This window comes from Wolbachia endosymbiont (group A) of Epagoge grotiana (assembly GCF_947251775.1).
Lineage (GTDB): Bacteria > Pseudomonadota > Alphaproteobacteria > Rickettsiales > Anaplasmataceae > Wolbachia > Wolbachia pipientis.
In genome coordinates this window covers 22,075-48,364 of the sequence record NZ_OX366387.1, presented here as the reverse complement: position 1 = coordinate 48,364, position 26,290 = coordinate 22,075, and the positions used below count along the sequence as shown (strand labels likewise).

The window sequence follows — 26,290 nt, the reverse complement described above, 5'->3', positions numbered from 1 at the left end:
TTTCGTTTAACGAATTTCTTCCTTTGCTTTTTCTAAATACTCCAATATTGCTTCATGTAGTGCAGTCCATGTTATCTGTTCTTCCAGGGAAGGTATAAATTCTTGTCTCCAAGCATTCTTAAACTCCTGAAACCACTGTTTTTCAAAACCCTGAAATTCTAAAGAAATATCTACTTTAAAGCTATCAATTAAACTGGAAACTTCTGCAGCTTTAGAGCTATCTAGTGATTTTAAAGATAACACTCCACTCTTTAAAATCTCTAACTCTTCCAATACATTAAGCTTAAATGGTTTATAGAGTGAAGACCATATGCGATATCTTAAATAAGAATCATAGTATAACTTAATTTTGTACATTAAAGTGGTAGATGCATCAGGAGAAATGTTATTCTCATATTGTGCAAGAGAAGATAATAAATTCTCATAATCTACTTTGCTTAAACATGGTTGTAGAGTCGATTTAATTTTTTCACTAAAGGTTAGATAACTAGAAGAAATGCCATGACTATATTCACTAAAGAATTCAGGAAATATATCTGCTTGTTCTAGTTTAAGAGGTAGATCTTTTCTAATTTCTCTTGGTAAATTATGTATTGAAAACTGATAAATAACCCATACAAAATTCTCATCAAACTCATCTGAGTAATCAGCATTATTATCAGGAAAAATTACATTACCTTTCTTATCATTCCAAGGTTCTATCTTATAGAAAAATCTGTTCAGCCTTTGTTTTAATTTCAAAATACCTTCATTTCTATCACCTGCTTTATACAATGTTTTGCCCATTTTGTGTTTAGCATCTTTAGGGTTTATTCTGTCACTTATGTGCAATCCAATTTCATTTTTCTCTAATAACTCCCAATCAAACAATTTGTGTGGATCTGGTTTACGCATTGTATAGCCAAGCTCTGGATCATACACTATAGTTCCTATTTCAGAATGACTAAATATCATATCCCTTTTAATTTTAAAACGCTCCATAAGGTATAAAATCAGCTCTTTAACAGATCTCATTTGCTCTTCCGGAAAAGGCTCAAGTCCTGTGTTTACAATTTCAATACCTACAGAATAGTTGTTAAGCTTCCGTAACTCTTCAAGCTTACTATCTACCTTAACTCTTGCATAACTAATACCAGCATGCCATGCTTCTTTCTCTAATGGAACCATTAAGGTGATGCTGCCATCCCTATCGACAATAAAATGAACTGACAATCCTCTAGCATTCAGCGTATCTTTTGTACCTTTTAGTGTTGATGTTTCAGTATGGTGAACTATAACCATTAACACTTTTTTACCTGCCCTATCACCATAATTTAAAGCTGAAGCTGGATCTAAAAATAACAAATCCTGATCTTTCAATAATGGTAATTTTTCTTGTAAATCTTGAAAATCATTCTCGATATTGCTTGAACTGGATACTTGCCCAGATATGAGAAATGCTGAGACAGTAATCAGTAAAACTAATAAATATTTGTTGACTTTAGATAGTTGGATTTTCATACCATCTTCATAAACACTTTGTAGATAATTTTTCATTATATAGTTAGAATAGGGTTGTTGAATAAATTTACAAGACAAAATCATACTAGTCTGGTAGTAGTAACATGTTCAGAGATGGAGCATTTAAAGTGCTAGGAATAGATTCTGGAGCGAACCAAAATGAAATCAATAAAGCATATCAAAATTTAATGAAATTAGTTCACCCAGATAAAGGAGGCTCGGAATATTTTGCACAAAAATTAAACGCAGCACGTGACAGGTTGCTGAAGAGGTAATTAATATTGCTCTAAAGTTTTTATTTGTGCGTAAAGGATAAGTTGCTACAATAAAAAAATAAGATAAAAGTAGCAATGGACATGTGTTCAGAAAGGTTTAAGTTATGCAGGAAGATAACAAAAAAGAAACAATAAAAGAAGAAAAAGGCATATTAGGATGGATAGAATATAGATTGCCTATATTTTCTTTTCTAAGACACACTGCTTCTTACCAAGTGCCAAAAAACTTAAATTATGCTTGGAACTTTGGCTCTTTGGCTGGTATAGCGCTGATTTTACAAATAATAACAGGTATATTTCTTGCTATGCACTACACTCCGCATGTTGATTATGCGTTTAATAGTGTAGAGCGCATAATGCGAGATGTGAATTACGGGTGGTTAATACGCTACACTCACGCTGTTGGAGCATCGCTCTTCTTTATGGTAGTCTATGTTCATATAATGCGTGGATTATATTACGGATCTTATAAAAGACCGAGAGAGATGGTGTGGTTTATTGGAATATTTATATTTTTTGCAATGATGGCAACTGCCTTTATGGGATATGTATTGCCTTGGGGACAAATGAGTTTCTGGGGTGCAACAGTTATAACCAACTTATTTTCTGCTATACCTTTAATTGGCAATAAAATAGTTATATGGTTATGGGGTGGTTTTTCAGTGGATAACCCAACACTTAACCGTTTTTTCGCTCTGCATTATCTTCTGCCTTTTGTTATTATTGCTTTAGCTATGCTTCATGTGATAGCTCTGCATAGGTTTGGCTCTGGTAACCCAAGTGGAGTGGAGGTAAAATCAGATAAGGATACCATCCCTCTCTATCCTTATTATATAGTCAAGGATTGCATAACTTTTGGTCTGTTTTTTGTAGTTTTGTTCGCATTTGTTTTCTATGCTCCCAATTATCTTGGGCATCCAGACAATTATATAGAAGCTGATTCTATGGTCACTCCGGTACATATAGTGCCAGAGTGGTATTTTTTACCTTTTTATGCAATGCTACGTTCAATTCCAGATAAACTTACTGGTGTGCTTACCATGTTTGCGTCTATTTTAGTGTGGTTTTTGTTACCTTGGCTTGATAAATCAAAAGTTAAAAGTGGTGCTTATCGCCCGGTGTTTAAGAAATTTTTTTGGGTTTTTGCAATAAATTTTGTACTTCTTGCCTGGCTTGGAGGAAAAGAGGTAAAAGAGCCTTACATCACTATGAGTAGGCTATCTACTCTTTATTACTTTGCATACTTTGTGATAGTTTTACCACTGCTTAGTAAGTATGAAAAGCCAAAAGAACCACCAAAAACCTTAAGTGATTCTGTGCCGGAGATGAGGTGATGTCAATTCAAAGCAGATCTCTTACAAAATTCTCTGTCATCCCAGAGCCCTCTTTTGTCATCCCAGTGCTTGACACTGGGATCCAGAAAAAAAATAAATGGATTCCAGCATCATGTACACAATTGTATGAACGTTGTATACAACACACAGTGTCATTCCACTATCTTCCGTTGTCATCCCAGTGCTTGACACTGGGATCCAGGTATAAAAATACTTACAAATCATGCAATGGACAACAGATTCTAGGAGTGCATGATAACCATAATGTCAGTGATGAAATAAGCTGGATTCCAGTGTCAGCTACTTGCATGACATCAATTCGAAATTTACTAAAACAGTGGTTATGCATGGGATCTAATGTATTTGCAATCTTCTGCATGTTATTTCTATCTAGTCTTATATCTGCAGAAGAATTTAAATCATCACCAAATAAGAAAATAGACTGGAAATTTGATGGAATTGTCGGATCTTTCGATAGAGAGTCAATTCAGCGTGGCTATAAAGTGTATAAAGAAGTCTGTGCTGCTTGTCATTCAATGAATAGGGTAGCATTTCGTAATTTGCAAGATGTCGGTTTTTCTGAAGAAGATGTAAAACAAATAGCAGCTTCTTATCAAGTTAAAGATGGTCCGAATGATTTGGGTGAAATGTTTGACAGACCTGGAGTACCTTCGGATTATTTTATTGCGCCTTTTGATACAAAAGAAGCAGCTGCAGCAAGCAACAATGGTGCAGTCCCACCAGACTTATCATTAATTATTAAAGCAAGGCATGATGGTGCAAATTATGTCTATTCATTGTTAACAGGCTATCAAAACGGCGAACACGATGAAAATGATTTATATTTTAATTCGTATTTTCCAACAGGCAGATTAGCTATGGCGCCACCACTTTCTGAAGGAATGGTGGAATATGATGGTGCAAGGCAAGCCACAGTTGAAAATATGGCGTATGATGTGATAAATTTTTTACAATGGGCAGCAGAGCCAGAATTAGAGCGCCGGCATAAACTTGGATTAAAAGTAGTGGCGTATTTTATAATTTTAACAGTGTTTTTTGTATTAACTAACAACAAAGTTTGGAGCAAGCTCTATAAAAAGAAGTGATAGTCAATTTTGCCTCAAGCACAATGGTTGTCATCCAAGTAGCTAACACTGGTTCCTTTATGACGGTGTCATCCGAGTAGCTGACACTGGGATGGCTTTGTCGCATCGTACCTTATACGGTAATAATTTACGATAAATTCATGTAGCCATTTCGAATTTAGCCATACCAATGTCAGTAAATTTATTAAGCAAACAGCACTTAATGAGCAGTTCTTTTTCACGATTTATAGCTCTTTTCATAGAAGTCCGGATGTGATAAGGATAGATAATGATAAGGAGGTTGAATGCCAGCAGCATATAGTTATGATTTAAGAAAAAAAGCAATGGAGGCGCTAGACGAAGGAGAAAGCAGAGAAGCAGTGGCAGCAAGATTTAAGATTGGACGAACTACTTTATGGGAGTGGCAGCACTGTAGGCTTGACCATAAATTATGTTAAGATAGAAAATGACTATTTTAGATAGAGCTTGATGTAATGCAGTGCGATACAAAATAACGGTAGAATATAATGGTAGTAATTTCTCTGGTTGGCAAAAACAGCAACACTCTGCTAACTCAATCCAGGAGAAGATAGAAAATGCTATATTTAATTTTAGTGGTGAGAAAATTGCCTTGTACTGTGGTGGCAGGACTGATGCAGGGGTTCATGCTTTAGGACAAGTTGCTCATTTTGATATGGAAAAGGAATTTGAGCTTTATAGAATAAGAAATGCAATAAATTATCATTTAAAATCAATTCCTATAGTCGTGCTCAATGTAGAAGTTGTAGATGATGCGTTTCACGCACGGTTTTCAGCAAAAAAAAGATATTACGAATACAGAATAGTTAATCGCTATGCTCCTGCCGCTCTGGAGACAGGTTATGTATGGCAAGTGTTTAGTCCACTTGATGTAAATATTATGCGTGAAGCTGCTAAACATCTACTTGGAAAACATGACCTTTCAAGTTTCCGTTCAAAAGATTGTCACGCCGCAAATCCGATAAGAACAATTGATGATATCGATATAGTACAAAACGGGAATCATATACACATCAAAATATCTGCTATTTCCTTTTTACATAACCAAGTGAGGATTATTGCGGGTACTTTAGTTGAATTTGGAAAAAATAGAACCAATCCGCAAGAAATGCTACATATATTAAGCCAATGCAAAAGAAGTGCTGCTGGGGTTACCGCGCCGCCTTTTGGCTTGTATTTGGTAAAGATAGATTACTAATTTAATAAAAAGTAACGTTCTTAGTGAAATAAGTGCCATACCGCCGCAGTATCTCCAGATCTCGCTAACAAGCAGCGAGATGACGAGTTTAAGTTCTCATTGGCATCACTACATATAATACACTTGAATCATCTTCATCAGTGATAATTGTAGCACTATTACCATCGGCTAAGCTAAACTTACATTTATTTTTTATGCAAGATAGAACATCAAGCAAATAACGCGAGTTGAACCCTATTTCTATAGGGGCTTCATTGTAGTCCACTTCTATGGATTCAGTTGCATCACTGCACTCTTGGGAGTTTGAATGCAGAGTTAGCAGCTTTTCTTGTAGTGAGAATTTAATAGATTTTACTTTATCAGATACAACAACGGAAACTCGATCTATAACATCTGAAAGTTTTTTACTTTCAATAATCATATGCTTATCTTGAGATGCTGGAATAACTGCTTTATAATTTGGAAAAGTTCCATCTATTAATTTTGATATTAGAATATATTCACCGCATGTAAACTTGATTTTTCTGTCTGAGAGTTTTACATTAATTTCATTACAATCGTCCAATATTTTTAACAGCTCCATAACAGTTTTACGTGGAATGATCACACCAAATTCGCCATTGATGTTCCCAGGCTTTGGCCTCTTTATACATGATAAACGATGGCCATCAGTTGCAACGCAGTACAGAAACTGCTCATCTGTATGTAGATATATTCCATTTAAATTATACCTTGTATCATCTAGTGATACAGCAAATTTTGTTTTAGTTAATAAGTCTATCAGGTCCGTATTTAGTAGAATAAAATCATGTTTATAATTGTCTTCTTCAAGAGCAGGAAAGCTGCTTGAAACTACATTCGGTAAAGAAAAGTTTGCATTTCCGCAAGACATCAATAATTTTCCTTGGTTGTTTACTTCAAAATTGACATCCAAATCAGCGGGTAACTTCTTCACTATGTCATGTAAAGTATGCGCTGAAATTTTTACTTCTCCTTCTGTTAATACGGTTGCAGCAAGTGAGGCAAACATTGAAATGTCAAGATCAGTTGCCATTAATTTTATGCTGCCGTGTTGTGCTTTGATATTTATACACGCCAAAACATCTATTGCATTACACCTTTCAACCACTCCACTTACTCTGGATAATGTATTTAAAAGACTTGTGCGGCCCACGCTAAAACGCATCTGCTCGCACACAGAATTTTGCTTTTTGATTTCTGTATCTACACCTGCAACCTCTGACATTGCTAACTCTCAAAAATATATTTTAAATGATATCCACATCCCATATAAAGTAAAGTGCTATTTATATTTCCATTGAAAGAGTAGTCTAGTTTATACTATAGCTGGGTATTCTGTTACAATAATTTACTTTGTATGGCATAAATCATGCATTTTTTGATACGCTTTTTGAAAACCAAGTAGGGAATAAGTATCATCAATGGTCACTGTTTTTGTTTTTCCATTAACTACCATTGATAATCCCTGCTTCATTTTTAGAATGAGATCTTGATCTATTTTTGTATGCTCTGCCCACGCAAAACTTCCCTGTATTATGGGCAGTGTATATTTAATTTTTTTGTCGATATTGAGAGCTACAGGCTCCTTATCATACTGAAAACCAGAGGTAACGCTTACCTCATCTGCTTTTTTATCAACATAACTAACCATTACATACGGCTTGCGATTGATTGTATAATATTCGCTTTTTTTTTTAGGATAGGATACAATATAACATACTTTCTCTCCATCTTCCAATGCAGTATACACGAGCCAATCTTTATATTTTTCCTTCAATTGTACATCACTAACCGATGCAAAAGCGCCTATCGAAAAAAATATTAGAAATATAAAAAAACTACGCATGCAAACAAAATTTCAAACTTTCAGATTGTATATATTGTTTTACCTTAGCCATCGCCTGCTCAGCCAACTGCCTTATTCTTTCTCTTGAAACACAATATTTTTTACTAAGTTCATCCAGAGTTTGAATGTTTTCAGACAAATATCTACTGATAAAAATGTCTCTTGCCCTTTCGTTGAGGCTCGCTAGTGCATTGTTTAAAATTGCTTCTTTTAATTCTTTTTCTTCATGATTCTGATAGGTTACTTCTTGACTAACCAAGTTACATGGGATCATATCTTGTAGCTCCCTTTTAGAGTCATCACCTATTTTTATGCAATCGTTTAGCGACTGATCCTTACAAGCCATACGGTAATTCATCTGCAGAACGTCTCCTTCGGATACAGAAAGCTCATTAGATATTGCTTTTATTTCTTCATTATTTAAGGTTTCCCTGTTTGTATACTGTAAAATTCTTTTTTTTATTTTACGTAAACTAAAAAACAATCTTCTTTGTGCTTGCGTTGTGCCTATTTTCACAAACGACCAAGATTTCAATATAAAGTCTTTTATTGAAGCTTCAATCCACCACACCGCATAAGTTGAAAAACGAAACCCTAAATCAGGATTAAACTTTTTCACTGCATGCATTAAACCCATATTTCCTTCCATGACCAGGTCCATCAACAATAGCCCATAATTTTTGAATTTCATTGCAATTTTCACTACCAAATTCAAATGGCTGGTAATCAATTTATGAGCAGAAGAAACATCCTTATATTGGTTCCAATTTTTTGCTAATCGTACCTCTTCCTCTTGAGACAGCATAGGAAATTTTTGCACCCTAGCAATATATTGCATGAGATTGGTTCTGCTATCGACACATAAGTTTGCCATTGAGGTCAACATAACAACTTAAATTAAAACTTCATGCATATAATATATTGATTTTCCAGCAAAAATTCAAGCTTTGATTTGAAAAAAGTACAAATTTTCCATCTAATTTCTTGGAGACAGTAGGCCGCAGTGTTAGCTAATTGGATAACATTATGTAACTTTAGATGATATTCTACCAGTACAATGGTAAACGTTATAGCTTAAACACATAGCAAATAGTGTTATTCCAGTGCCTTGACACTGGAATGGCTTTGTTGCATCGCTCTTCGGATAGTAGGTAACGCACAATAAATTTATGAAGCTATCTCAAATTTAGCCATACCAATATCAGTGAACTTATTGAGCAAATAGCATTTAACAAGTAGTTCCTTCTCTCTATTTGTCTCAGATTTATTCCTAAAACTAAACCCGAATGTTTGTTTCAGTCGCGAGAAAAAACTTTCTATATAAGATCTTTTTCCGTAGTTTGTTTGCCTTTTCCACCTCTTCATTCCATCTTCGCTGCATGATTTTATTAGTCTAATTGCAGCATTTCTCTCAGCCATATAGTCTAACTTTGGATGCTCTGCTGCGTTGTTTTTCGGAGGAATTTTCGTTTTTATACCATATTGATTACACAGCTTATAGAGCTTTTCTCTGTCATATGCCCTATCTGCATATAGTACTTTTATGACATACTGAAAATCGACTTCTTTTAGCAAATCACAAGCTCCATAGTGATCAGCCGTTACTGTATTTTACAGCTATGGCTTTTTTGCTGTTTGTATTCAACATTACATGCAATTTTCTTGTCTGTTCATAGCTGCGATACTTTCTATCTTCGCTATTTTCTTTGCTATGACCAGGAGTGTTGTTGTATATACTAATTCCTGTACTGTCTATAGCAATTTCGATATCTTCCATATTATTTTCTGCAATCATTGATCTTAATATTGAGTTTCTTAAACCTTCTTGATGATTGTGAATAGCTGATAACTTGCAAATTTTTCCCAATTTGCTCAAGGTATCCTGCTATAAACCCAACTGTTTGCCTCAGGCCTATTCTAAATAAACAAGTTATTATGTGCACCAAAATTACAACTTTATCGCTATAAATATTGTTGCCAACTGGTATTTTTGGACCATTCTCGTACCACTTTTCTATGGCTTCGTTGATATAATGAAAAATATTTCCTCTTTTTTCTAGAAATTTGTTATATTCGCTATGGTTACTGACCCTCATTTTTTGTGGCATATTTTTTCTTTCAAGGTTAAATGGCTATTTTATAATGAATTTTGTCAGTAGCCACCAGATTTTTTCAGTTGCTATGCAACAAAGCCCATTGGAATCCACATTTCTTTTTTCTAGATCCCAGTGTCATGCTACTTGAATGACAAGAAAAAACCCACTGGGATAACAAGACTGAGATAGACTAAAAATTAAACGCTACTCCAGCTTCTGCACCAACAGTGCTGTAAAGGACTGTATGTCCTCCTTTGTCTTTCCCACCACCGCTTTTATCGAAATTAGCACCATAAGAACCGAAATAACGAGCTCCAGCATAAAGTTTGACTTCTGGAGTTACATCATAACTAACACCAGCTTTTACTTGACCAGCAAAACCAAATTTACTTTTTTGATCATTCACAGCGTCTTTCAAAGGAGTGCTAATATACGCTGCACCAACACCAACACCAACATATGGAGTGATAGGCATATCTTCAATTGCTATATCGTAATAAACGTTAACTAGCCCTGAAATTGCTGTTAAGCTGCCCGCAACAGTATCTGGAGTAAGCACTTCATCATTGTTCACATTCTTGTTTAGCTGTGAATATAGCCCTTCAATATCAACTCTAATGTCGTCCATTTTATAACCAAATGCGGCACCACCTCCTATAAAAGAAGCTTTAAAAGGATCAACATCATCATTCCCCTTTTTAATTTTCATGTTATCAACTTTTGTGAAAAGAGGTAAAACTTCACCGTTGTATTGCAAACGAACGTAGTAGCTAGTTTCTTCATCACTTATTGGACCAACAGGATCTGAAAAAGCAGAGTTTGATAAACTTAGCAACGTTGCTAAAGCGGCTGCTGAAAAAAACTTTTTATAATGCATAATTGTCCTCGTAAAAAAAATTAAAATTCCACTTTAGCAGTCTAAGTAACAACTAAAGTTAAGTCAAGTGCTAACTTAATAACACAAAATATTCTACATTTTAACTAATTTTTAGGAAAAGACAAAGATTTTATTAATGAATAAATACGACTTTTGATTTTTTGGTATAGCTAACACAGGTAAGATTTACTATCGAAAGACCTCGTCATCTCGCTGCTTGTTAGCGGATGAGAAATCCACAACTGTACGAACATTGCAATTTGGGCCTACCAGGAGGGCAATGCCTCTTATCCAAGTACCATCTTCTTGTCATCCCAGTCTGGGATGGCTTTGTTGCATCGCTCAAGTGAAAAGAACTGGCAGTTACTGACAAAATTCATTATAAATAGCCATTTAACTGTTGAAGAAAAAATATGCCACAAAAAATGAGAGTCAGTAACTGCCATGAATATAACAAATTTCTCCAAGAAAGAGGAAGCATTTTTTGTTATATCAATGACGCCATAGAAAATTGGTACGAGAATTGTCCAAAAATGCAGGGCGGCAACTATATTTATAGTGATAAAGTTGTGATTTTGGTGCATATAATCGTCAGTTTCTTTAGAATTGGTTTAAGACAAACAGTCGGGTTTATAAAAGGGTATTTGTAACAAATAGGAAGAGATTTGGCAGTTATCAGCTATTCACAATCATCAAGAAGGTTTAAGAAACTCAATATTAAGATCAATGATTGCAGAAAATAATATGGAAGATATCGAAATTGCTATAGACAGTACAGGAATTAGTATATACAACAACACTCCTGGTCATAGCAAAGAAAATAGCGAAGATAGAAAGTATCGCAGCTATGAACAGACAAGAAAATTGCATGTAATGTTGAATACAAACAGCAAAAAAGCCATAGCTGTAAAATACAGTAACGGCTGATCACTATGGAGCTTGTGATTTGCTAAAAGAAGTCGATTTTCAGTATGTCATAAAAGTACTATATGCAGATAGGGCATATGACAGAGAAAAGCTCTATAAGCTGTGTAATCAATATGGTATAAAAACGAAAATTCCTCCGAAAAACAACGCAGCAGAGCATCCAAAGTTAGACTATATGGCTGAGAGAAATGCTGCAATTAGACTAATAAAATCATGCAGCGAAGATGGAATGAAGAGGTGGAAAAGGCAAACAAACTACGGAAAAAGATCTTATATAGAAAGTTTTTTCTCGCGACTGAAACAAACATTCGGGTTTAGTTTTAGGAATAAATCTGAGACAAATAGAGAAAAAGAACTAAATGCTATTTGCTTAATAAATTCACTGATATTGGTATGGCTAAATTTGAGATAGTTACATGAATTTACCATAAATCACCATCTCATAAAGTGTGATGCAACAAAGCCGTCTGGGATCCAGGAATTTTATTAAGTTGGTAAGCATAAAAGTAGCCGTTTTATGTTAAAACACAATGTTCTTGATGAGATTACGGCAAGGCTGGATTCCAGACGGCTTTGTTGCATCGCTCTTCGGATAGTAGGTAACGCACAATAAATTTATGAAGCTATCTCAAATTTAGCCATACCAATATCAGTGAATTTATTAAGCAAATAGCATTTAGTTCTTTTTCTCTATTTGTCTCAGATTTATTCCTAAAACTAAACCCGAATGTTTGTTTCAGTCGCGAGAAAAAACTTTCTATATAAGATCTTTTTCCGTAGTTTGTTTGCCTTTTCCACCTCTTCATTCCATCTTCGCTGCATGATTTTATTAGTCTAATTGCAGCATTTCTCTCAGCCATATAGTCTAACTTTGGATGCTCTGCTGCGTTGTTTTTCGGAGGAATTTTCGTTTTTATACCATATTGATTACACAGCTTATAGAGCTTTTCTCTGTCATATGCCCTATCTGCATATAGTACTTTTATGACATACTGAAAATCGACTTCTTTTAGCAAATCACAAGCTCCATAGTGATCAGCCGTTACTGTATTTTACAGCTATGGCTTTTTTGCTGTTTGTATTCAACATTACATGCAATTTTCTTGTCTGTTCATAGCTGCGATACTTTCTATCTTCGCTATTTTCTTTGCTATGACCAGGAGTGTTGTTGTATATACTAATTCCTGTACTGTCTATAGCAATTTCGATATCTTCCATATTATTTTCTGCAATCATTGATCTTAATATTGAGTTTCTTAAACCTTCTTGATGATTGTGAATAGCTGATAACTTGCAAATTTTTCCCAATTTGCTCAAGGTATCCTGCTATAAACCCAACTGTTTGCCTCAGGCCTATTCTAAATAAACAAGTTATTATGTGCACCAAAATTACAACTTTATCGCTATAAATATTGTTGCCAACTGGTATTTTTGGACCATTCTCGTACCACTTTTCTATGGCTTCGTTGATATAATGAAAAATATTTCCTCTTTTTTCTAGAAATTTGTTATATTCGCTATGGTTACTGACCCTCATTTTTTGTGGCATATTTTTTCTTTCAAGGTTAAATGGCTATTTTATAATGAATTTTGTCAGTAGCCACCAGATTTTTTCAGTTGCTATGCAACAAAGCCATTCCAGACTGGAATGACATCGTTTACTATGTGCCATATTGCAATGTTTGTACAGTTGTGGAATGAATCACGGTATGACGTAGGGCTATGCTAGTATAGGTACATTATATGAAGAAGTACTAGCGTTGGGAATATTAGAAAAAAAATACTTACACTAAAAGAAACTTCAGTAGTAAATTCAAAAAGGAAGTTTAAACCCAGATGGTAAACCCATCATACCTGCAAGATCAGAAGTTGCATTCGCCATATCTTCTTCTGCTTTTTTAACGGCATCATTAAACGCTGCTGTTACTAAATCCTCTACTATATCTTTTTCCTCATTTCTCATAAGTTCTAAGTCTATGTTCACCTTTTTAGCTTTATAGCTACCTATTTTTATGACTTCCACTAATACAGAAACTTTGCCACCACCAGAAATACCTTGAAACTCTTTTCCAACATATTTTTCTTGAGCTTCTGCAAGCTTTTTTTGCATCTCTTGCGCTTGTTTCATTATTTGACTAAAATCCACAACTTACTCCTTATTTTCTATATTAACTACTTTTGCACCTTTAAACGTGTCAAGGATATCCTTAACTGCAGGTGCATAATTTAAATTACTCACTTCCCTGTTTATATAACCTGTATCAACTACAATAACCCACTCTTGCTGAGTCACCTGGTTTAAGTAATTTTTTAAATCATTGCAAAAATTACTATCCAACTTAGATACAGCTTTTAATTTTAAATATCCAGGTTTACAATCTATTAATTGTAGATTATTACACAGTTGTTTGTAAAGATAAATTTGGTTACTTCGCCTTAATAGTTGCAAAATCTTATCAAAATCGTAATTTTGTTGTTTATTTTCCACATGGATCCCAGTGTCACGCACTGGGATGACAGAGTGGGGTTGTTGTTTACTTTCCACATATTTTTTTGGATCCGAGTAGTCAGCTACTTGGATGACAGAGGGGGAAGGTGCAACAGGTCTGCCCTGTCTATTTCCTTGCTCTACATTCTGTGAAAGAATTTTTTTGATCACCTGTTCTGGAGAAGGTAGATCAGAGAGATAGCAAAGACTAATTAACATCATTTCAGCAGCAACATCGTTGCATGTTGAAGTTTTTATATCTTGAATACCTTTAAGCAACACCTTCCACAATCTCGAAAAAAATATTAAAGATCTCTTTATACTTAAATCTTTTATCCTATTCTTTTCATGCTCTGTAACTGCACTATCAATCTCTTTCGTAATTAAAAAACGGCATACTAACTGAATTGTTTGCAATAGACCTTCAAAAATACTAAGTGGGTTTGCTGTTTTTATCGCCTTGTCAAACACTGATAGAGCTTTCTGTAAATCACCTTCTAATATTGCCCCTAATAGATCAAATATAATATCTTTATCCACTAGGCCAAGTATGTCTGTCACATTTTTAGTGGATATTGCACCATCTCTGCTATATAGCACTGCTTGATTCATCAAAAACAAGGCGTTACGCATTGAATTTCCAGAATGTCGTGCAATTAATTCCAATGCTCCCTTTTCAATGGAATAACTCTCTTTTTGTGCAACATCATTTAAATGTTCCACTATTTTAGCTACAGGAATGTTGTGTAAATCAAATCTTTGACAACGTGCAATAATAGTTATCGGTATCTTTTTTATTTCCGTAGTTGCTAAAATGAACTTTACACTAGATGGTGGCTCTTCTAGGGTTTTAAGTAATGCGTTAAATGCGCTGCTGGATAACATATGTACTTCATCTATAATGTAGACTTTGAATTTAGAGCTTATAGGTGAATAGCAAATATCTCCCAGGATTACTTTAATATCGTCAATGCTAGTGTGACTTGCTGCATCGATTTCAATCACATCTGGATGGCTTGAATTTTTTATTGCTAGACAATTTTCACACAATCCGCAAGGTTCAAAAATTGGCCCCAGGGAACAATTCAAACATAAAGCTATTATCCTTGCAGTGGTGGTTTTACCAACTCCACTACTACCAGAGAGCAGTATAGATTGTGGAATTTTGTTTAAAGTAAAAGCATTTTCTAATACACGCACTAATATATCTTGACCTACTAGATCTTTAAAGCTACTAGGACGATGTTTTAATGCTATATTCACAGCTTCGGATAAAACAAATAATGAAGTAGGTATGCAACCCAAAAAGGTTCCGATATGGCTGCCTCATTTCTGATCTGACCAAATTACAGAGTTTTTGCCTGCATACCTTATAAAATATTATACTTTTTTTTTTATTTAGCAAGGTATATCCTATATTAACCTTAATAATTTATATGTTAGATCTCTTGCAACATTACTTTGGAGTAAACAACTGTTACCTAAAATACTCTTCTTCTGTCATCCCAGTGCTTGACTACTTGGATCCAGAAAACTTAATTTTAAATGAATACATCAGGCTGTTGTATAATAAGAACTGGATTCCAGTGTCAGCTACTTGCATGACACCACCTGCTACGCAAACTTCTGTGGACTACAAAGAAAGTTCGTACAGTTGTAGGTCAAGCCATAGAGTAACAAAAAAAGGATATTGGGATAACAAAAGAGGAATATTATGATTTTATATCATTTTCCTCTTTGTCCATTTTCACGAAAAGTTAGAGCTCTTCTCAAAGAAAAAAAGTTGAGCTGTGATCTAGTGTATGAAAATCCGTGGGAAAAACGGAATGAATTTATGGAGATCAATCCAACCGGGCAAGTACCAGTATTAATAGATAATAACTTTGTAATAGCGGATAGTAATGCCATTTGTGAATATATAGAAGAAACTTACAATAGCGACGTCAAATTATTTGGTTCATCCACTATTATTAAGTCTAAAATACGCGCTCTAATCAATTGGTTCGATAACAAATTTTACAATGAAGTTACTAAGTATATTATGAATGAAAAAGTAATTACTAACCGCAGCCCTGACTCTAGATTTCTTCATGCAGCTCAGCATAACCTGCCTTGCCATATGGAATACATCGAACACTTAATTAACAAGAACGTTTGGCTTGCAACTGATAAGTTCACTTTAGCTGATATTGCTTTAGCATCGCATATTTCCGTAATGGATTATGTAAGTAGTTTTCCATGGGAAAAAAGTAAAATTTTAAAAGAATGGTACTCCATTGTTAAATCAAAGCCTTGTTTTCGTGAGATATTATTAGAGAGAGTTTCCGGTTTAATCCCTCCTAAACATTATGCTGACCTTGATTTTTAACTTATGTTAGCTTTAAAGCTACAGTCATTCCTTCATCAGTTGGAATCAATATAGAGAAATATTTTTTTTCATCTGATAATCTATTATTAAACTCCCTCATAGCATGCCATGATTTTTCTGATACTTCTTTTGGAGGCGATTCTAAAAATACTGTGTTAAACAATAGAGTGTTATCTGCAACGATTAGCCCATCTTGTTTAATGTATGACTCTGCCCAATCTAAATATTTAGGATAACCACCTTTATCAGCATCGATAAATATCATGTCAAATGGTGCTTTTGCTGATAATTCATTAAGTTTTTCCAATGCATTGCCTTCTATTAGAGTAATTTTATCACTCAGATTAAAAGCACTAAAATTTTTTTTTGCTATTCTTGAGTATTGAGGGTTATTTTCTATTGTATATATGTGACCATCTTCCAGTAGAGCTTTTGCCATGCAAATCGACGAATAACCGTATAACGTGCCAATCTCAACAATACTTTTGATTTTATGGATTTTTATAAATAAACTTAATAGCTTTCCTTCTTCAGGGCCAATTTGAATATGTTGCTTTTTTTCAAGAATACAATATTCTTCTATTTTTTTATATTCTTTTGCAAATAGATTTCTTATGTATGACAATTTTATACTAAAATTATTACGCATATATTATAAATTAGGGAGACTTAATTCATACACAATTTATAAATATAATAATATAGTTTAAAATAATAAAAACATTTATTTTAAGTTATTATTTCATAGTATAAAATTTTAAGTGACAAAAATTATTATATATCGTACTATAGTTAACTAGTATAATAAACAGTTGATTATTATGCTAGAATTAAAGGGATTGTTTATGCGCATTTCTCTTTTTAAAATATAATTTTTATAATCAATTAGAGGGGGTTATATGTCTTATACTATTGCTGGTGAAGTTGAAACGTTAAACAAAAAATCTAACAAGAATGAAGGGGTTATGTTACTACATAATCCAGCTTATCGTGAAAAGTATAAAGAACGTTTTGATGAAGCTCAGAGAAAAGTTATGGATATGGTTCAGTTTTATGATGGGACAATAGTATTAATAGAGAATAAAATCGCTATGTATTACTACACTTGGCACAGTAAAAAAAGAGAGTTTGAGCGTAAAAAACAACAAACAGTAGTGAAAAACAATGACTCAGCATAGAGTCTTTTATATGGTAAGCTACAGTGGTATTACTTCACTATAGCTTTTCCATATAATTTATCTATCACATTAGTGAAATATTTCAGCTCTTTATACCCTACATGTTTAACTTTATTATGCTCTATATATGATTTATCATCGTTAAGCTTGATGAAAAATATTGGAGTGGCTGTGATACCAAGTTTATTAATTGCCAGTGATTTATCATTTACGATTTTATCCATTATTTTCTTATCATTAATGCATTGGTTAAATGCATCTTGCTTTAAGTTGCTTAGTGCAGCAATTCTTTGTAGTAAAGTCAAATCACTTAAATTGTAGTAATTCCACGAATCTATTGAGTTAAAAACAGCTTTGTTAAAATTAAAGTAGTCTTCTTGTTTTTCGTAGCAATGACTTAGCATTGCAGCCTTTAGCCCTCTGTAATCCAAAGGAAAATGACGAAATATATATAACATCTTACCTGTGTCTATATATTTCTCTTTAATTTTAGGAAAAACATTCCTATGAAAAAGAGAGCAGTGATAACAAGTTAATGAAGCATATTCTATCATTAGAATTGGTGCTTTTGGATCTCCTAATAATTTATCATTAGGTAATGGCGATAATAGCTCATTTGATGTCATTTCATTGGGTTTTTTTTGAATGTATTGGTTATCGGATAAATCTTGCTTAACAACTGCATAAGAATTAACACTTATGAAAATTAATAAAAACAATAGTCTAAAAATCATTACAATATAAACACTTAACTTACTAAAAAAAATTATACATTTATATTAATAATGTCAAGATAACTTTTGTTTAGCAAGGCTTTCAGCCCTATCTTTAAATGCAGCAATTATTTTACTTTGTGTATACTTATATACTGAGTTTAATAAAGTGGAAAATGAGTTGGACTTAAACTTAAACTCTATATAAAACTTTACCATAGTTTTATTTTCATCTATGGGAATGAATTGCCATTCATTGTATAGATGTTTAAATATTCCATTTGATGATACAGCTTTTATCCAACCTTCATTTGTTCCACTTGGAGAAAGAGAAGTAACTTCTGATGTATATCTACCTTTAATTCCATGAAAAGCTGCGAGGAGATCCACAACCATTTGGTTGTTAATTTTTTCTTTTATATAAACGGCTTTGCACCAAGGAACAAAATCAGGATACCTTTCAACATCAATTACAATTTGGAATACTTCATTAGGCAAACATAGGAAAACACCCTGTTCTTTGTATTGATGAAGCATAAATGTTAAACCAATCAAAATAGGATCCGTATCTACCGTCAGCCTTAGTAGATTCCTGAGACTAAAGTTAAGGTGGGCATCGCGTATCAATTTCAACGAAATTAACAGAGGCAATTCCCTTGACTAGAAATTATCGCTCGGGAAATTTAACTTAACTCATAACGCATAGAACAGACCCTTAATTAATTGTAGATGATTTATACAAGGTGTGTCTATAGATATATTAAAGCTAGCGATTATTATTTAATCTTTATTAAACTTTGCATTCTAAGTATCATAGCTAATAAATATATCTTATGAACATTACTAAAGTTTTAACTATCATTGTTTTTATTGTAATTTCTTCAAGTGCTTACACTAATTGTACAGATCACAAAATTTTTGTGCATACTATGAAGCAACAAGTGGATGGTATATCTACAAAGGAGAATAAAAAAAACCGGGAATGTGTGCAAAAAAAGCTTCAGGAGGTCATTCAAAACAATGTTAACCTCAAAGGAATATCGCAATTCGTCATAGGAAAACATTTGGCTTTAGTTAAACAAAAAGAAAAAGAAGATTTTTTAAGAGAGTATGAAGTGTATCTTACGCGTTTGTGCGTTAAAATTTTATATAAATACATGCATGATAGTGAAATGATCATAATGAGTACAAAAGCAGTTGACGATGAAACTTGCTTAATTGGTACAAGATTTTCTTACGGTGATGAAGAATTTACAAATATTGATTTTAAAGTTACTAAAAATAACAGTTCTTTCTTGATAAGTGATGTTGTAATGAGTGGAATAAGTATTGCTATTAATCAACGTTATCAATTTAGTGAAAAAATCGACACGCATGGCATAGCAAGCGTTATAGCTGAATTAAAATGCAATAACAATCCATGATATATATGCCTCATTGGCCTAAGCCACTTGGTAGCAGGCCGAATGATTTTTCTCTTGATCGCATAAAAGGCTTTCTTAGCAAACTAGATAACCCCGAGAAAAAAGTGCCTCCCGTAATTCATATAGCTGGAACTAATGGGAAAGGCTCAACACTAGCATTTATAAGATATATAATGCAAGCAGCAGGGTATAAGGTACACGCATACACTTCTCCACATTTAGTGAGTTTTAATGAGAGGATAGTGATAGCCGGCAGCTATATCGACGATAATGAATTATATAGCTTATTAGAAGAATGTCGTGCAGTAATTGCAGAACAACCTATCACTCTGTTTGAAGCTGCAACTATTGCAGCTTTTTTAGCTTTTTCTCGTCATAAAGCCGATATAACTTTAGTTGAAGTGGGTATGGGTGGAAGGCTTGATGCAACAAATGTTATAGATAATCCGATTTTAACAATAATTACTTCCATTGCACTTGATCATACGGAATATCTTGGCCCTACTGTAGAAATTATAGCAGGTGAAAAGGCTGGAATAATGAAACCTAATGTTCCTTGCGTAATAGCACCGCAAGAAAAATCTATAGTGAACACGCTAGAACACCACGCAATAAATAAGAAATCTCCCTTGTATAGAGGAGGTCTTGAATGGAATTGCAAAAAAAAGAACAACAAAATGGTTTTTCAATCAGCTATTCAATCAATAGAATTTCCTTTGCCATCTTTAAAGGGTGATCATCAGGTGATTAATGCAGGCAATGCTATTGCAGCATGTAGTATTTTAAGTGGAAAGTATGAATTTGATATTGGAGAAGAGGATATCACTTCAGGTTTACAGTGCACTTATTGGCCTGCACGGCTAGAGTCTATAAAAGAAGGTAATTTAATTTTCCTACTACCGAAAGATTGGCAATTATTTTTAGATGGTGCACACAATAATGATGGTGCTAGAGTACTATCTCAGTGGGTAAAAGATAATTTTGCTGAAGGTATTTATATGGTTTTTGGTGTTACTAGTAACAGAAATGTGGAAGAGTTCTTAGAGCACTTAAAGCCATATATCAAGCTACTATGTGCGGTTTGTGTTAAGTCTGAACCTAAAGCAACAAATACAAATTTGATTAGGGAAAAAGCCAATAACATAGGAATAAAAGCAGTTGAATGTGAATCAATTGGCGATGCAATATCAAATCACATATTAAAAGCCTCTACCCAAAACGTCAAAACCATACTAATCTGTGGCTCATTGTTCCTAGCTAGAGACTTCGCTATGGAGAATAGCTAACTTTGATGATATTAACTGACCGATGGGGAAATAACTTTGATTGCTCATAGTACTGCTTGGCTTTTCGTTATCGACTTCTATAAACTGATCATCACCTTTAAATTGCTCCTCAATTGAATTTATAGCTGTCTTTTTGAGAATATAATTACTTGCAGCATTTAAAATAGGTGAAGTAACAATTAAAAGCGTGAATGGTAATGAAAGTAATAAGCCGGATAACATCATAGAGTTAGTTATACCAAAGCCGTTGGCAACTAAATCTAATCCCACACCGAAAAACATTAAAGATGTACAGATTGTGTTGCTCAAAATAACTGAATTTTTTAGCCACTTTAATTTAGTCCTATCACTCTTTGAAAAATTTTCGCATTCTTGGTCAAAGTTAAACAATAATAAAATATTAGTCTGATGATTAAACTCTTTCCCATTTCTAGTATAAATGCTCTTAACAGCTAGACTCAAAATAGATCCTGCTAACAAGGGAGCAAGAAAACCTACTGCTATTGGTACATTAGAAGAAATACCATTAATTATTAAAAATGCAATTGATGTGAAGGATACTAAAAGAACTCCTAAGAGATTTGAATAAGAAGAATATTTTACATAAGCAGTTACATTATTGTTAATTGACTGCTGCTTATTATAGAGTTTATTTCTGCACTTATCATCTAAGTATTTTTGCAATTCTTCATAACTGCGACTCCACAACTTACCGCGTAATTCTTTTATTAAATTATTTCTTTTATTGAGACCTTTCTCCAATGGCTCTATTATAAATTCTTCAAAAAATGGCTTATTTAATGCAATAACCTTAAATTTCTCCTCCGCTTCTTTATTGTTTGGGTTTTTATCTGAGTGATATTTTAACGATAATTTACGGTATTGTTGACTAAGCTTTTTCTTAATATTCTTAATGTCAGAATTTACCACATCCTCCTTTTGAATATTAAATGTTAAAAACAACTGCTTTAAAGCGTGGTACTCATTTTCATTCAAAACATTTCTAGCCACATTACACCTACAAATTAACTAACTATTAATGTTCTATAATATACATATTTCCAAACTATGTCAATTATTTCATAAATATCTTTGGTAAAAATTATTTCTGTTATGACTAGCATGATAAGTGTATGAAGCGACTAAAATTGTCATTACAGCGCTTAGTGTACGACAGTGCTCCAACATTTAGGGTTGCAGTTTTCATGGCAGATCTGAGTAGCTGACCCATCTAAGAGGTGTCATTCAAGTAGCTGACACTGGAATGGCTTTGTTGCATCGCACCTTATACGGTAGTAATTTACAATAAATTCATGTAGCCATTTCGAATTTAGTCATTTCAGTGTTGGCTACTTGGATGACACCACCTGCTATGCTGCAAATTGCAACGTTCGTACACTAAAGTATAGTGTGTTACTAACGAAGGCAAACAAATATCTGCTTTATGAAAACGTTAATATTTTTCATTGAAATAATACATAAATACTAGAAAAACCTTGGCAGGTTATTCGCGTTTGATTATCATAGAGAATTATATAAATTAATAAATGATCTATGGCAAGTAACCCAGAAGAAAGAAATAGTGATAAACAAAAAGCGCTAGATAACGCAATAAGCCAGATTGAAAAAGCATTCGGTAAAGGTGCAATAATGAAGTTGAAGCAAAACCCTGTAGAAAAAATAGACACAATATCCACAGGATCAATTGCGCTTGATTCGGCCCTAGGTGTTGGAGGTCTGCCAAAAGGGCGTATAATTGAAATATTTGGCCCCGAGAGTTCTGGTAAAACCACTCTTGCCTTGCACGTGATTGCTGAAGCACAAAAAAAAGGAGGATCATGCGCATTTATCGATGCAGAACATGCATTGGATGTCTTATATGCTCGTAAACTTGGGGTAAGCACTGATGATTTAGTGATTTCACAACCAGACACTGGAGAGCAGGCGTTGCATATTGTTGAGTATTTAGTGTGTTCTGGTGCGGTTGATGTGATAGTTATTGACTCTGTCGCAGCATTAACTCCAAGAGCTGAAATTGAAGGTGATATGGGTGATCAACATATGAGGCTGCAAGCAAGGCTTCTAAGTCATGGGCTACGGAAACTAACCTCTGCCGTTTCAAAAGCGAACTGTATATTGATATTTATTAATCAAATTCGTATGAAAATAGGAGTAGTGTATGGAAATCCTGAAACTACCACGGGTGGAAATGCATTAAAATTCTATACTTCTGTAAGGCTTGATATAAGAAAAGTTGGTGTAATAAAAGACAAAGAAAATATTACAGGTAATGAAACAAGAGTTAAAGTTGTAAAAAATAAAGTTGCTCCTCCATTTAGAGAAGCGAAATTTGATATAATGTACAATGAAGGTATATCAAAACTCGGAGAAATAATAGATATGGGAGCAAAGCTTGGTGTGCTTGAAAAAGCAGGCGCTTACTATTCATATAACAACACACGTCTTGGGCAAGGAAGAGAGAATGTAAAAACTTACCTAAAAACAAACAAAGAAGTCGCAAATGAAATAGAAACGAAAATCAGAGATTTACTCAGAAATCATGATAATTCTATCATAATAGACGAGGATAGTGAGCAACTTTTAGAAGAATCAGTTTTCTGATCTAAACTTAGGCATTAGATTTTGTGTTGGACGGGTTGTTACAGTATGACGGTAATTCTATGTGCTAATATAACAATCTGTAATGTTACCTTGTATCAAAAAGACTTTGCTGAAGCAGTTAAAAAAAGCTTTTCACGAGAAATTATAAATGATAAATTGTTAACAATAGGTTATTGTTAATAAGATTATGTGTTTTGGTTTACCTAATATAAACAGGGAAGGTTATTCATTTATAGTAGTTTCCTTTATAGTAACGTGCATAGCATTCTCTATATCTTGGGGGTTTGGCGTTACGTGCTTGTTTCCGACATTATTGTGTACTTATTTCTTTCGTGATCCAGCAAGAGCTGTGCCAAACAATAAGAATCTTATATTAAGTCCTGCTGATGGTGTGATTTCAAAAATTGAAGAAGTTAATTATCCTTTATCAGCAGAAAACGGAGAGGAGAAGAAGTTTACGCTTGTTAGCATATTTTTAAGTGTTTTGAACGTCCATGTGAACCGTATACCAATATCTGGTACGATAAAGGAAATGAGTTATAAAAAAGGCAAGTTTGTATCCGCAATGAGCAATAGGTCTAGTAATGAAAATGAAAAGCAGGTTATTGTAATTGAATACGAAAAGGGGAAAGAAATTATTGTGGAGCAAATAGCTGGATTAATTGCACGTCGTATCGTTTGTAATTTAGGAATATCCCAGAACGTAAAAGCAGGTGAAAGGTTTGGAATTATAAGGTTTGGCAGTAGAGTGAATATCTATGTTCCTGCTGATACAGAAGTCAGAGTTTCAGAAGGGCAAACTGTTATTGGTGGTGAAACAATTATAGCAAACTTAAATAAGGAAAACGTTCAAGAGAAGCTTACTTTTGACGTTATATGAATAACGATGGAAGTAACAGTAGATTCTTACCTATTACTAAATTATTCCCAAACTTTATAACTTTATTGGGTTTATGTTCTGGTCTCACTTCACTTAAATTTACATTTAATGAACAATGGGAATTCTCAGTAATTTTTATCATCATTGCAGCAATAATAGATGGAATGGATGGCAGAATAGCTAGAATTCTAAAATCAACTAGCGATTTTGGAGCCCAACTTGATTCTTTTGCAGATTTTCTAAATTTTGGTGCAGCGCCTGCATTTCTTTTGTATTTTTGGAAGCTAAACGAAATCAAAGTCATAGGTTGGATTTTAGTAATGATATACGTAATCTGCATATCAATAAGACTTGCAAGATTTAATGTTTCGCTACACTCAGAACAACCATACTGGGAAAAATTTTTCTTTTCTGGTGTTCCAGCTCCAGTGTGTGCTTTACTTTCTTTGTTACCAATAATTATTACCTTTCAATCTCATGAGAGTGAATACTTACTTCTCATAGAGCGATTTTTTAACACAAGAAACGTAGCTTGTTACTTTCTGGCCATTTCATTTTTTTCGATAAGTCACATTCCAACTTTCTCTGCAAAATATATTTATATTCCCAAAAGCCTATCCTATATATTTGTGTCATTTTTTGGAGTACTTATTGTATTTTTCATCAGTAAGCCCTGGATGACTCTACCAATTTTAGGTATAGTGTATACACTTACTATTCCAATAAGCATCGGGTTTTACATATATTTTACATATAAAACTCGTTAGCTAACAAAAAATAGAAAACTGCATGATTTTGAAGATAAGTGAACTATTAAATTCATTTCTGTATATAAAGATATTCAACATTCCATTTATAATTATTTGGGTAATTGCAACTGGAATCTTTTGTACTGCCCAGTTCAAATTCATTAACTTTAGGTTACTTAAATATGGAATACAGACGCTATTCAATCTAAAGTGTAATAACAGCAACAATGGCATAATCACTCATATTCAAGCGTTTGCAACAGTAATTTCAGGAACAGTTGGTCTTGGAACAATATCAGGAGTTGCAATAGCTATCACAATAGGGGGCCCAAGTGCAGTTTTTTGGATGGTAATTACCGGAATACTTGGTATGTCGATAAAGTTTGCCGAGGTGGTGCTTGCATTTACTTATCGCTCTGAAAATACAACTGGCGGGGCTTTTTATTACATGAAGTACGGGCTTGCAAAAATTGGATTTGCAAAAACTGGTAGATTTCTTGCCTTCACTTATGCGATTATGCTACTTATTGCAATGATTTTGGGCGGTATACCATTTCAAGCAAATCAAATAGCAGCACTATCAAATAACCTCCTAGAATACAACGCATCCATTATTATATCCCTGCTTGTCTTTATTGTAATATTGGGAGGAATAAAGCGCATTGCTTTCGTTTCAACGAGCTTAACACCAATTATGATAGTGCTATATGTGGGTATGTGTATATATTTAATTTATGTAAACGGAAGTAATTTGCTGAATGCTCTATCCATAATATTCCAAGATATCTTCAATAAATCAGCTATAGGAAGCGGAGTATTGAGCGGATTAATAGCCGGAGTGAGAAGATCAGTGTTTGCTAACGAAGCAGGTACCGGAACAGCAGCTATAGCACATTCAGCTGTAAAAGAAGAAGATCCAATTAAAGTTGGGTGCGTTGCAATGATTGCACCACTTATAGACACAATATTAATCTCATTTTTGACTGGTATTGTGATAATTATCACTGGTATGCATAGCACTGATAACGTGGGTGATATTACACTAATTAGTTCGATATTTTCAACAGCTTTGCCCTTGTTCAGCAAGTTAGTTTTTCCGCTAATGATGTTTTCCTTTGCATTTTCCACAATAATAGCTTATTGTTACTACTGTGAAGTTGCTTTGCTGTATTTATTTGGTAGTAAAAAAATACTGATACCGTTCCAAATTCTTATAGTGGTTTCAGTGTATATCAGCTGTATGTCAAAGAATATAGAATTTATATCTTATCTAGGTGACAGTTTGTTTATGTGCCTTATGATTCCAAATGCTGTTGCAATATATCTACTAAGAAGGGAAGTTTTGAATACAATAGATTCTTATTACAATTCTAAAGGGTATTAA

At 33.8% G+C, this 26,290-nt stretch carries 23 protein-coding genes, 2 other RNA genes and 6 pseudogenes; 15 read left to right on the top strand and 16 right to left on the bottom strand.

The features are described from left to right. Positions 1–6 precede the first annotated feature (6 nt). A complete protein-coding gene (locus OPR50_RS00270; protein ID WP_223823148.1) occupies positions 7–1,536 on the bottom strand; it encodes an N-acetylmuramoyl-L-alanine amidase in 1,530 nt (509 codons plus the stop codon). Positions 1,537–1,604: 68 nt separating this feature from the next. Between OPR50_RS00270 and OPR50_RS00265 the strand changes: the two genes are divergently transcribed. From OPR50_RS00265 to OPR50_RS00255, 3 genes are all read left to right on the top strand, one after another. After that, complete coding sequence (locus OPR50_RS00265) at positions 1,605–1,775, top strand: J domain-containing protein (RefSeq protein ID WP_010082675.1); 171 nt, start codon at positions 1,605–1,607, stop codon at positions 1,773–1,775. A gap of 104 nt (positions 1,776–1,879) precedes the next feature. Beyond that, positions 1,880–3,109, top strand: a complete 1,230-nt coding sequence (locus tag OPR50_RS00260) for a cytochrome b (RefSeq protein ID WP_265024085.1) — start codon at positions 1,880–1,882, stop codon at positions 3,107–3,109. Positions 3,110–3,456: 347 nt separating this feature from the next. Further along, on the top strand, positions 3,457–4,215 hold the full coding sequence (locus tag OPR50_RS00255; RefSeq protein ID WP_010963022.1) for a cytochrome c1: 759 nt from the start codon (positions 3,457–3,459) through the stop codon (positions 4,213–4,215). A gap of 138 nt (positions 4,216–4,353) precedes the next feature. Here OPR50_RS00255 and OPR50_RS08735 read toward each other — a convergent pair. Further along, positions 4,354–4,452, bottom strand: a pseudogene (locus OPR50_RS08735) (IS5 family transposase); the annotation flags it as partial. Between the two features lie 47 nt (positions 4,453–4,499). On the opposite strand from OPR50_RS08735, the pseudogene OPR50_RS00250 reads away from it, so the two are divergent. Together OPR50_RS00250 and truA are read left to right on the top strand one after the other, a co-directional pair. After that, positions 4,500–4,622: pseudogene (locus OPR50_RS00250) on the top strand (IS630 transposase-related protein); the annotation flags it as partial. Between the two features lie 71 nt (positions 4,623–4,693). Then, positions 4,694–5,431: a tRNA pseudouridine(38-40) synthase TruA gene (truA, locus tag OPR50_RS00245; RefSeq protein ID WP_264719016.1), complete on the top strand. Its 738-nt coding sequence runs from the start codon at positions 4,694–4,696 to the stop codon at positions 5,429–5,431. Positions 5,432–5,519: 88 nt separating this feature from the next. Here the strand turns inward: truA and dnaN are convergent, their stop codons facing one another. The 5 genes and pseudogenes from dnaN to OPR50_RS00210 form a co-directional block, all read right to left on the bottom strand. Beyond that, on the bottom strand, positions 5,520–6,677 hold the full coding sequence (gene dnaN, locus OPR50_RS00240) for a DNA polymerase III subunit beta (RefSeq protein ID WP_265024084.1): 1,158 nt from the start codon (positions 6,675–6,677) through the stop codon (positions 5,520–5,522). Positions 6,678–6,800: 123 nt separating this feature from the next. Further along, the gene (locus OPR50_RS00235; RefSeq protein ID WP_265024083.1) at positions 6,801–7,298 is read right to left on the bottom strand and encodes an invasion associated locus B family protein; all 498 of its coding nucleotides are present in this window, start codon (positions 7,296–7,298) and stop codon (positions 6,801–6,803) included. Continuing rightward, a complete protein-coding gene (locus OPR50_RS00230) occupies positions 7,291–8,184 on the bottom strand; it encodes an RNA polymerase factor sigma-32 (RefSeq protein ID WP_041582625.1) in 894 nt (297 codons plus the stop codon). Before OPR50_RS00230 ends, OPR50_RS00235 begins: the two co-directional genes overlap by 8 nt. Before the next feature lie 281 nt (positions 8,185–8,465). Continuing rightward, positions 8,466–9,406, bottom strand: a pseudogene (locus tag OPR50_RS08730) (IS5 family transposase). 178 nt (positions 9,407–9,584) lie between these two features. Continuing rightward, positions 9,585–10,271 carry an acyloxyacyl hydrolase gene (locus OPR50_RS00210; protein WP_265024082.1) on the bottom strand — a complete coding sequence of 229 codons (687 nt, stop codon included), beginning with the start codon at positions 10,269–10,271 and terminating at the stop codon, positions 9,585–9,587. 413 nt (positions 10,272–10,684) lie between these two features. Between OPR50_RS00210 and OPR50_RS08725 the strand changes: the two are divergent. Beyond that, a pseudogene (locus OPR50_RS08725) lies at positions 10,685–11,618 on the top strand (IS5 family transposase). Positions 11,619–11,813: 195 nt separating this feature from the next. Here OPR50_RS08725 and OPR50_RS08720 read toward each other — a convergent pair. From OPR50_RS08720 to ffs, 4 genes and pseudogenes are all read right to left on the bottom strand, one after another. After that, a pseudogene (locus OPR50_RS08720) lies at positions 11,814–12,747 on the bottom strand (IS5 family transposase). A gap of 264 nt (positions 12,748–13,011) precedes the next feature. After that, positions 13,012–13,344 carry a YbaB/EbfC family nucleoid-associated protein gene (locus tag OPR50_RS00175; RefSeq protein WP_010963017.1) on the bottom strand — a complete coding sequence of 111 codons (333 nt, stop codon included), beginning with the start codon at positions 13,342–13,344 and terminating at the stop codon, positions 13,012–13,014. 3 nt (positions 13,345–13,347) lie between these two features. Further along, the gene (gene dnaX, locus OPR50_RS00170; protein ID WP_265024081.1) at positions 13,348–14,949 is read right to left on the bottom strand and encodes a DNA polymerase III subunit gamma/tau; all 1,602 of its coding nucleotides are present in this window, start codon (positions 14,947–14,949) and stop codon (positions 13,348–13,350) included. Positions 14,950–14,964: 15 nt separating this feature from the next. Continuing rightward, positions 14,965–15,064, bottom strand: an RNA gene (gene ffs / locus OPR50_RS00165) — signal recognition particle sRNA small type. 124 nt (positions 15,065–15,188) lie between these two features. Here ffs and OPR50_RS08565 point away from each other — a divergent pair. Continuing rightward, positions 15,189–15,308 (top strand): annotated as a pseudogene (locus OPR50_RS08565) (WPE palindromic element domain-containing protein); the annotation flags it as partial. Between the two features lie 92 nt (positions 15,309–15,400). Then, a complete protein-coding gene (locus OPR50_RS00155; RefSeq protein WP_182309739.1) occupies positions 15,401–16,054 on the top strand; it encodes a glutathione S-transferase family protein in 654 nt (217 codons plus the stop codon). Position 16,055: 1 nt separating this feature from the next. Here the strand turns inward: OPR50_RS00155 and OPR50_RS00150 are convergent, their stop codons facing one another. Next, a complete protein-coding gene (locus OPR50_RS00150) occupies positions 16,056–16,703 on the bottom strand; it encodes an O-methyltransferase (RefSeq protein ID WP_264339524.1) in 648 nt (215 codons plus the stop codon). 250 nt (positions 16,704–16,953) lie between these two features. On the opposite strand from OPR50_RS00150, the gene OPR50_RS00145 reads away from it, so the two are divergent. After that, complete coding sequence (locus OPR50_RS00145) at positions 16,954–17,232, top strand: DUF2671 domain-containing protein (RefSeq protein WP_006279425.1); 279 nt, start codon at positions 16,954–16,956, stop codon at positions 17,230–17,232. Between the two features lie 29 nt (positions 17,233–17,261). On the opposite strand, the gene OPR50_RS00140 is transcribed toward OPR50_RS00145, so the two are convergent. The 3 genes from OPR50_RS00140 to ssrS all read right to left on the bottom strand — a co-directional run bounded on the left by OPR50_RS00140 (position 17,262) and on the right by ssrS (position 18,662). Further along, entirely contained in the window at positions 17,262–17,966 is a 705-nt protein-coding gene (locus OPR50_RS00140; protein ID WP_265024080.1) for a DsbA family protein, read from the bottom strand. 54 nt (positions 17,967–18,020) lie between these two features. Beyond that, a complete protein-coding gene (locus tag OPR50_RS00135; protein WP_010963012.1) occupies positions 18,021–18,482 on the bottom strand; it encodes a type II toxin-antitoxin system RatA family toxin in 462 nt (153 codons plus the stop codon). A 19-nt stretch (positions 18,483–18,501) separates the two neighbouring features. Then, positions 18,502–18,662, bottom strand: a non-coding RNA gene (ssrS, locus tag OPR50_RS00130) — 6S RNA. 116 nt (positions 18,663–18,778) lie between these two features. Between ssrS and OPR50_RS00125 the strand changes: the two genes are divergently transcribed. Next, a complete protein-coding gene (locus OPR50_RS00125; RefSeq protein WP_265024079.1) occupies positions 18,779–19,369 on the top strand; it encodes an MlaC/ttg2D family ABC transporter substrate-binding protein in 591 nt (196 codons plus the stop codon). Then, positions 19,366–20,655, top strand: a complete 1,290-nt coding sequence (locus tag OPR50_RS00120; RefSeq protein WP_022626401.1) for a bifunctional folylpolyglutamate synthase/dihydrofolate synthase — start codon at positions 19,366–19,368, stop codon at positions 20,653–20,655. Before OPR50_RS00125 ends, OPR50_RS00120 begins: the two co-directional genes overlap by 4 nt. Here the strand turns inward: OPR50_RS00120 and OPR50_RS00115 are convergent. Beyond that, a complete protein-coding gene (locus OPR50_RS00115; protein WP_077188321.1) occupies positions 20,623–21,585 on the bottom strand; it encodes a J domain-containing protein in 963 nt (320 codons plus the stop codon). The two genes, OPR50_RS00120 and OPR50_RS00115, sit on opposite strands and share 33 nt — an antisense overlap. Positions 21,586–22,209: 624 nt before the next feature. Here OPR50_RS00115 and recA point away from each other — a divergent pair. From recA to OPR50_RS00095, 4 genes are all read left to right on the top strand, one after another. Continuing rightward, the gene (recA, locus tag OPR50_RS00110) at positions 22,210–23,277 is read left to right on the top strand and encodes a recombinase RecA (RefSeq protein WP_265024078.1); all 1,068 of its coding nucleotides are present in this window, start codon (positions 22,210–22,212) and stop codon (positions 23,275–23,277) included. A 187-nt stretch (positions 23,278–23,464) separates the two neighbouring features. Next, positions 23,465–24,157: a phosphatidylserine decarboxylase gene (locus tag OPR50_RS00105; RefSeq protein ID WP_007548750.1), complete on the top strand. Its 693-nt coding sequence runs from the start codon at positions 23,465–23,467 to the stop codon at positions 24,155–24,157. After that, on the top strand, positions 24,154–24,924 hold the full coding sequence (locus OPR50_RS00100; RefSeq protein ID WP_015589351.1) for a CDP-alcohol phosphatidyltransferase family protein: 771 nt from the start codon (positions 24,154–24,156) through the stop codon (positions 24,922–24,924). The genes OPR50_RS00105 and OPR50_RS00100 overlap by 4 nt, the downstream gene beginning before the upstream one ends. A gap of 22 nt (positions 24,925–24,946) precedes the next feature. Continuing rightward, positions 24,947–26,290, top strand: a complete 1,344-nt coding sequence (locus OPR50_RS00095; protein WP_213863214.1) for an alanine/glycine:cation symporter family protein — start codon at positions 24,947–24,949, stop codon at positions 26,288–26,290.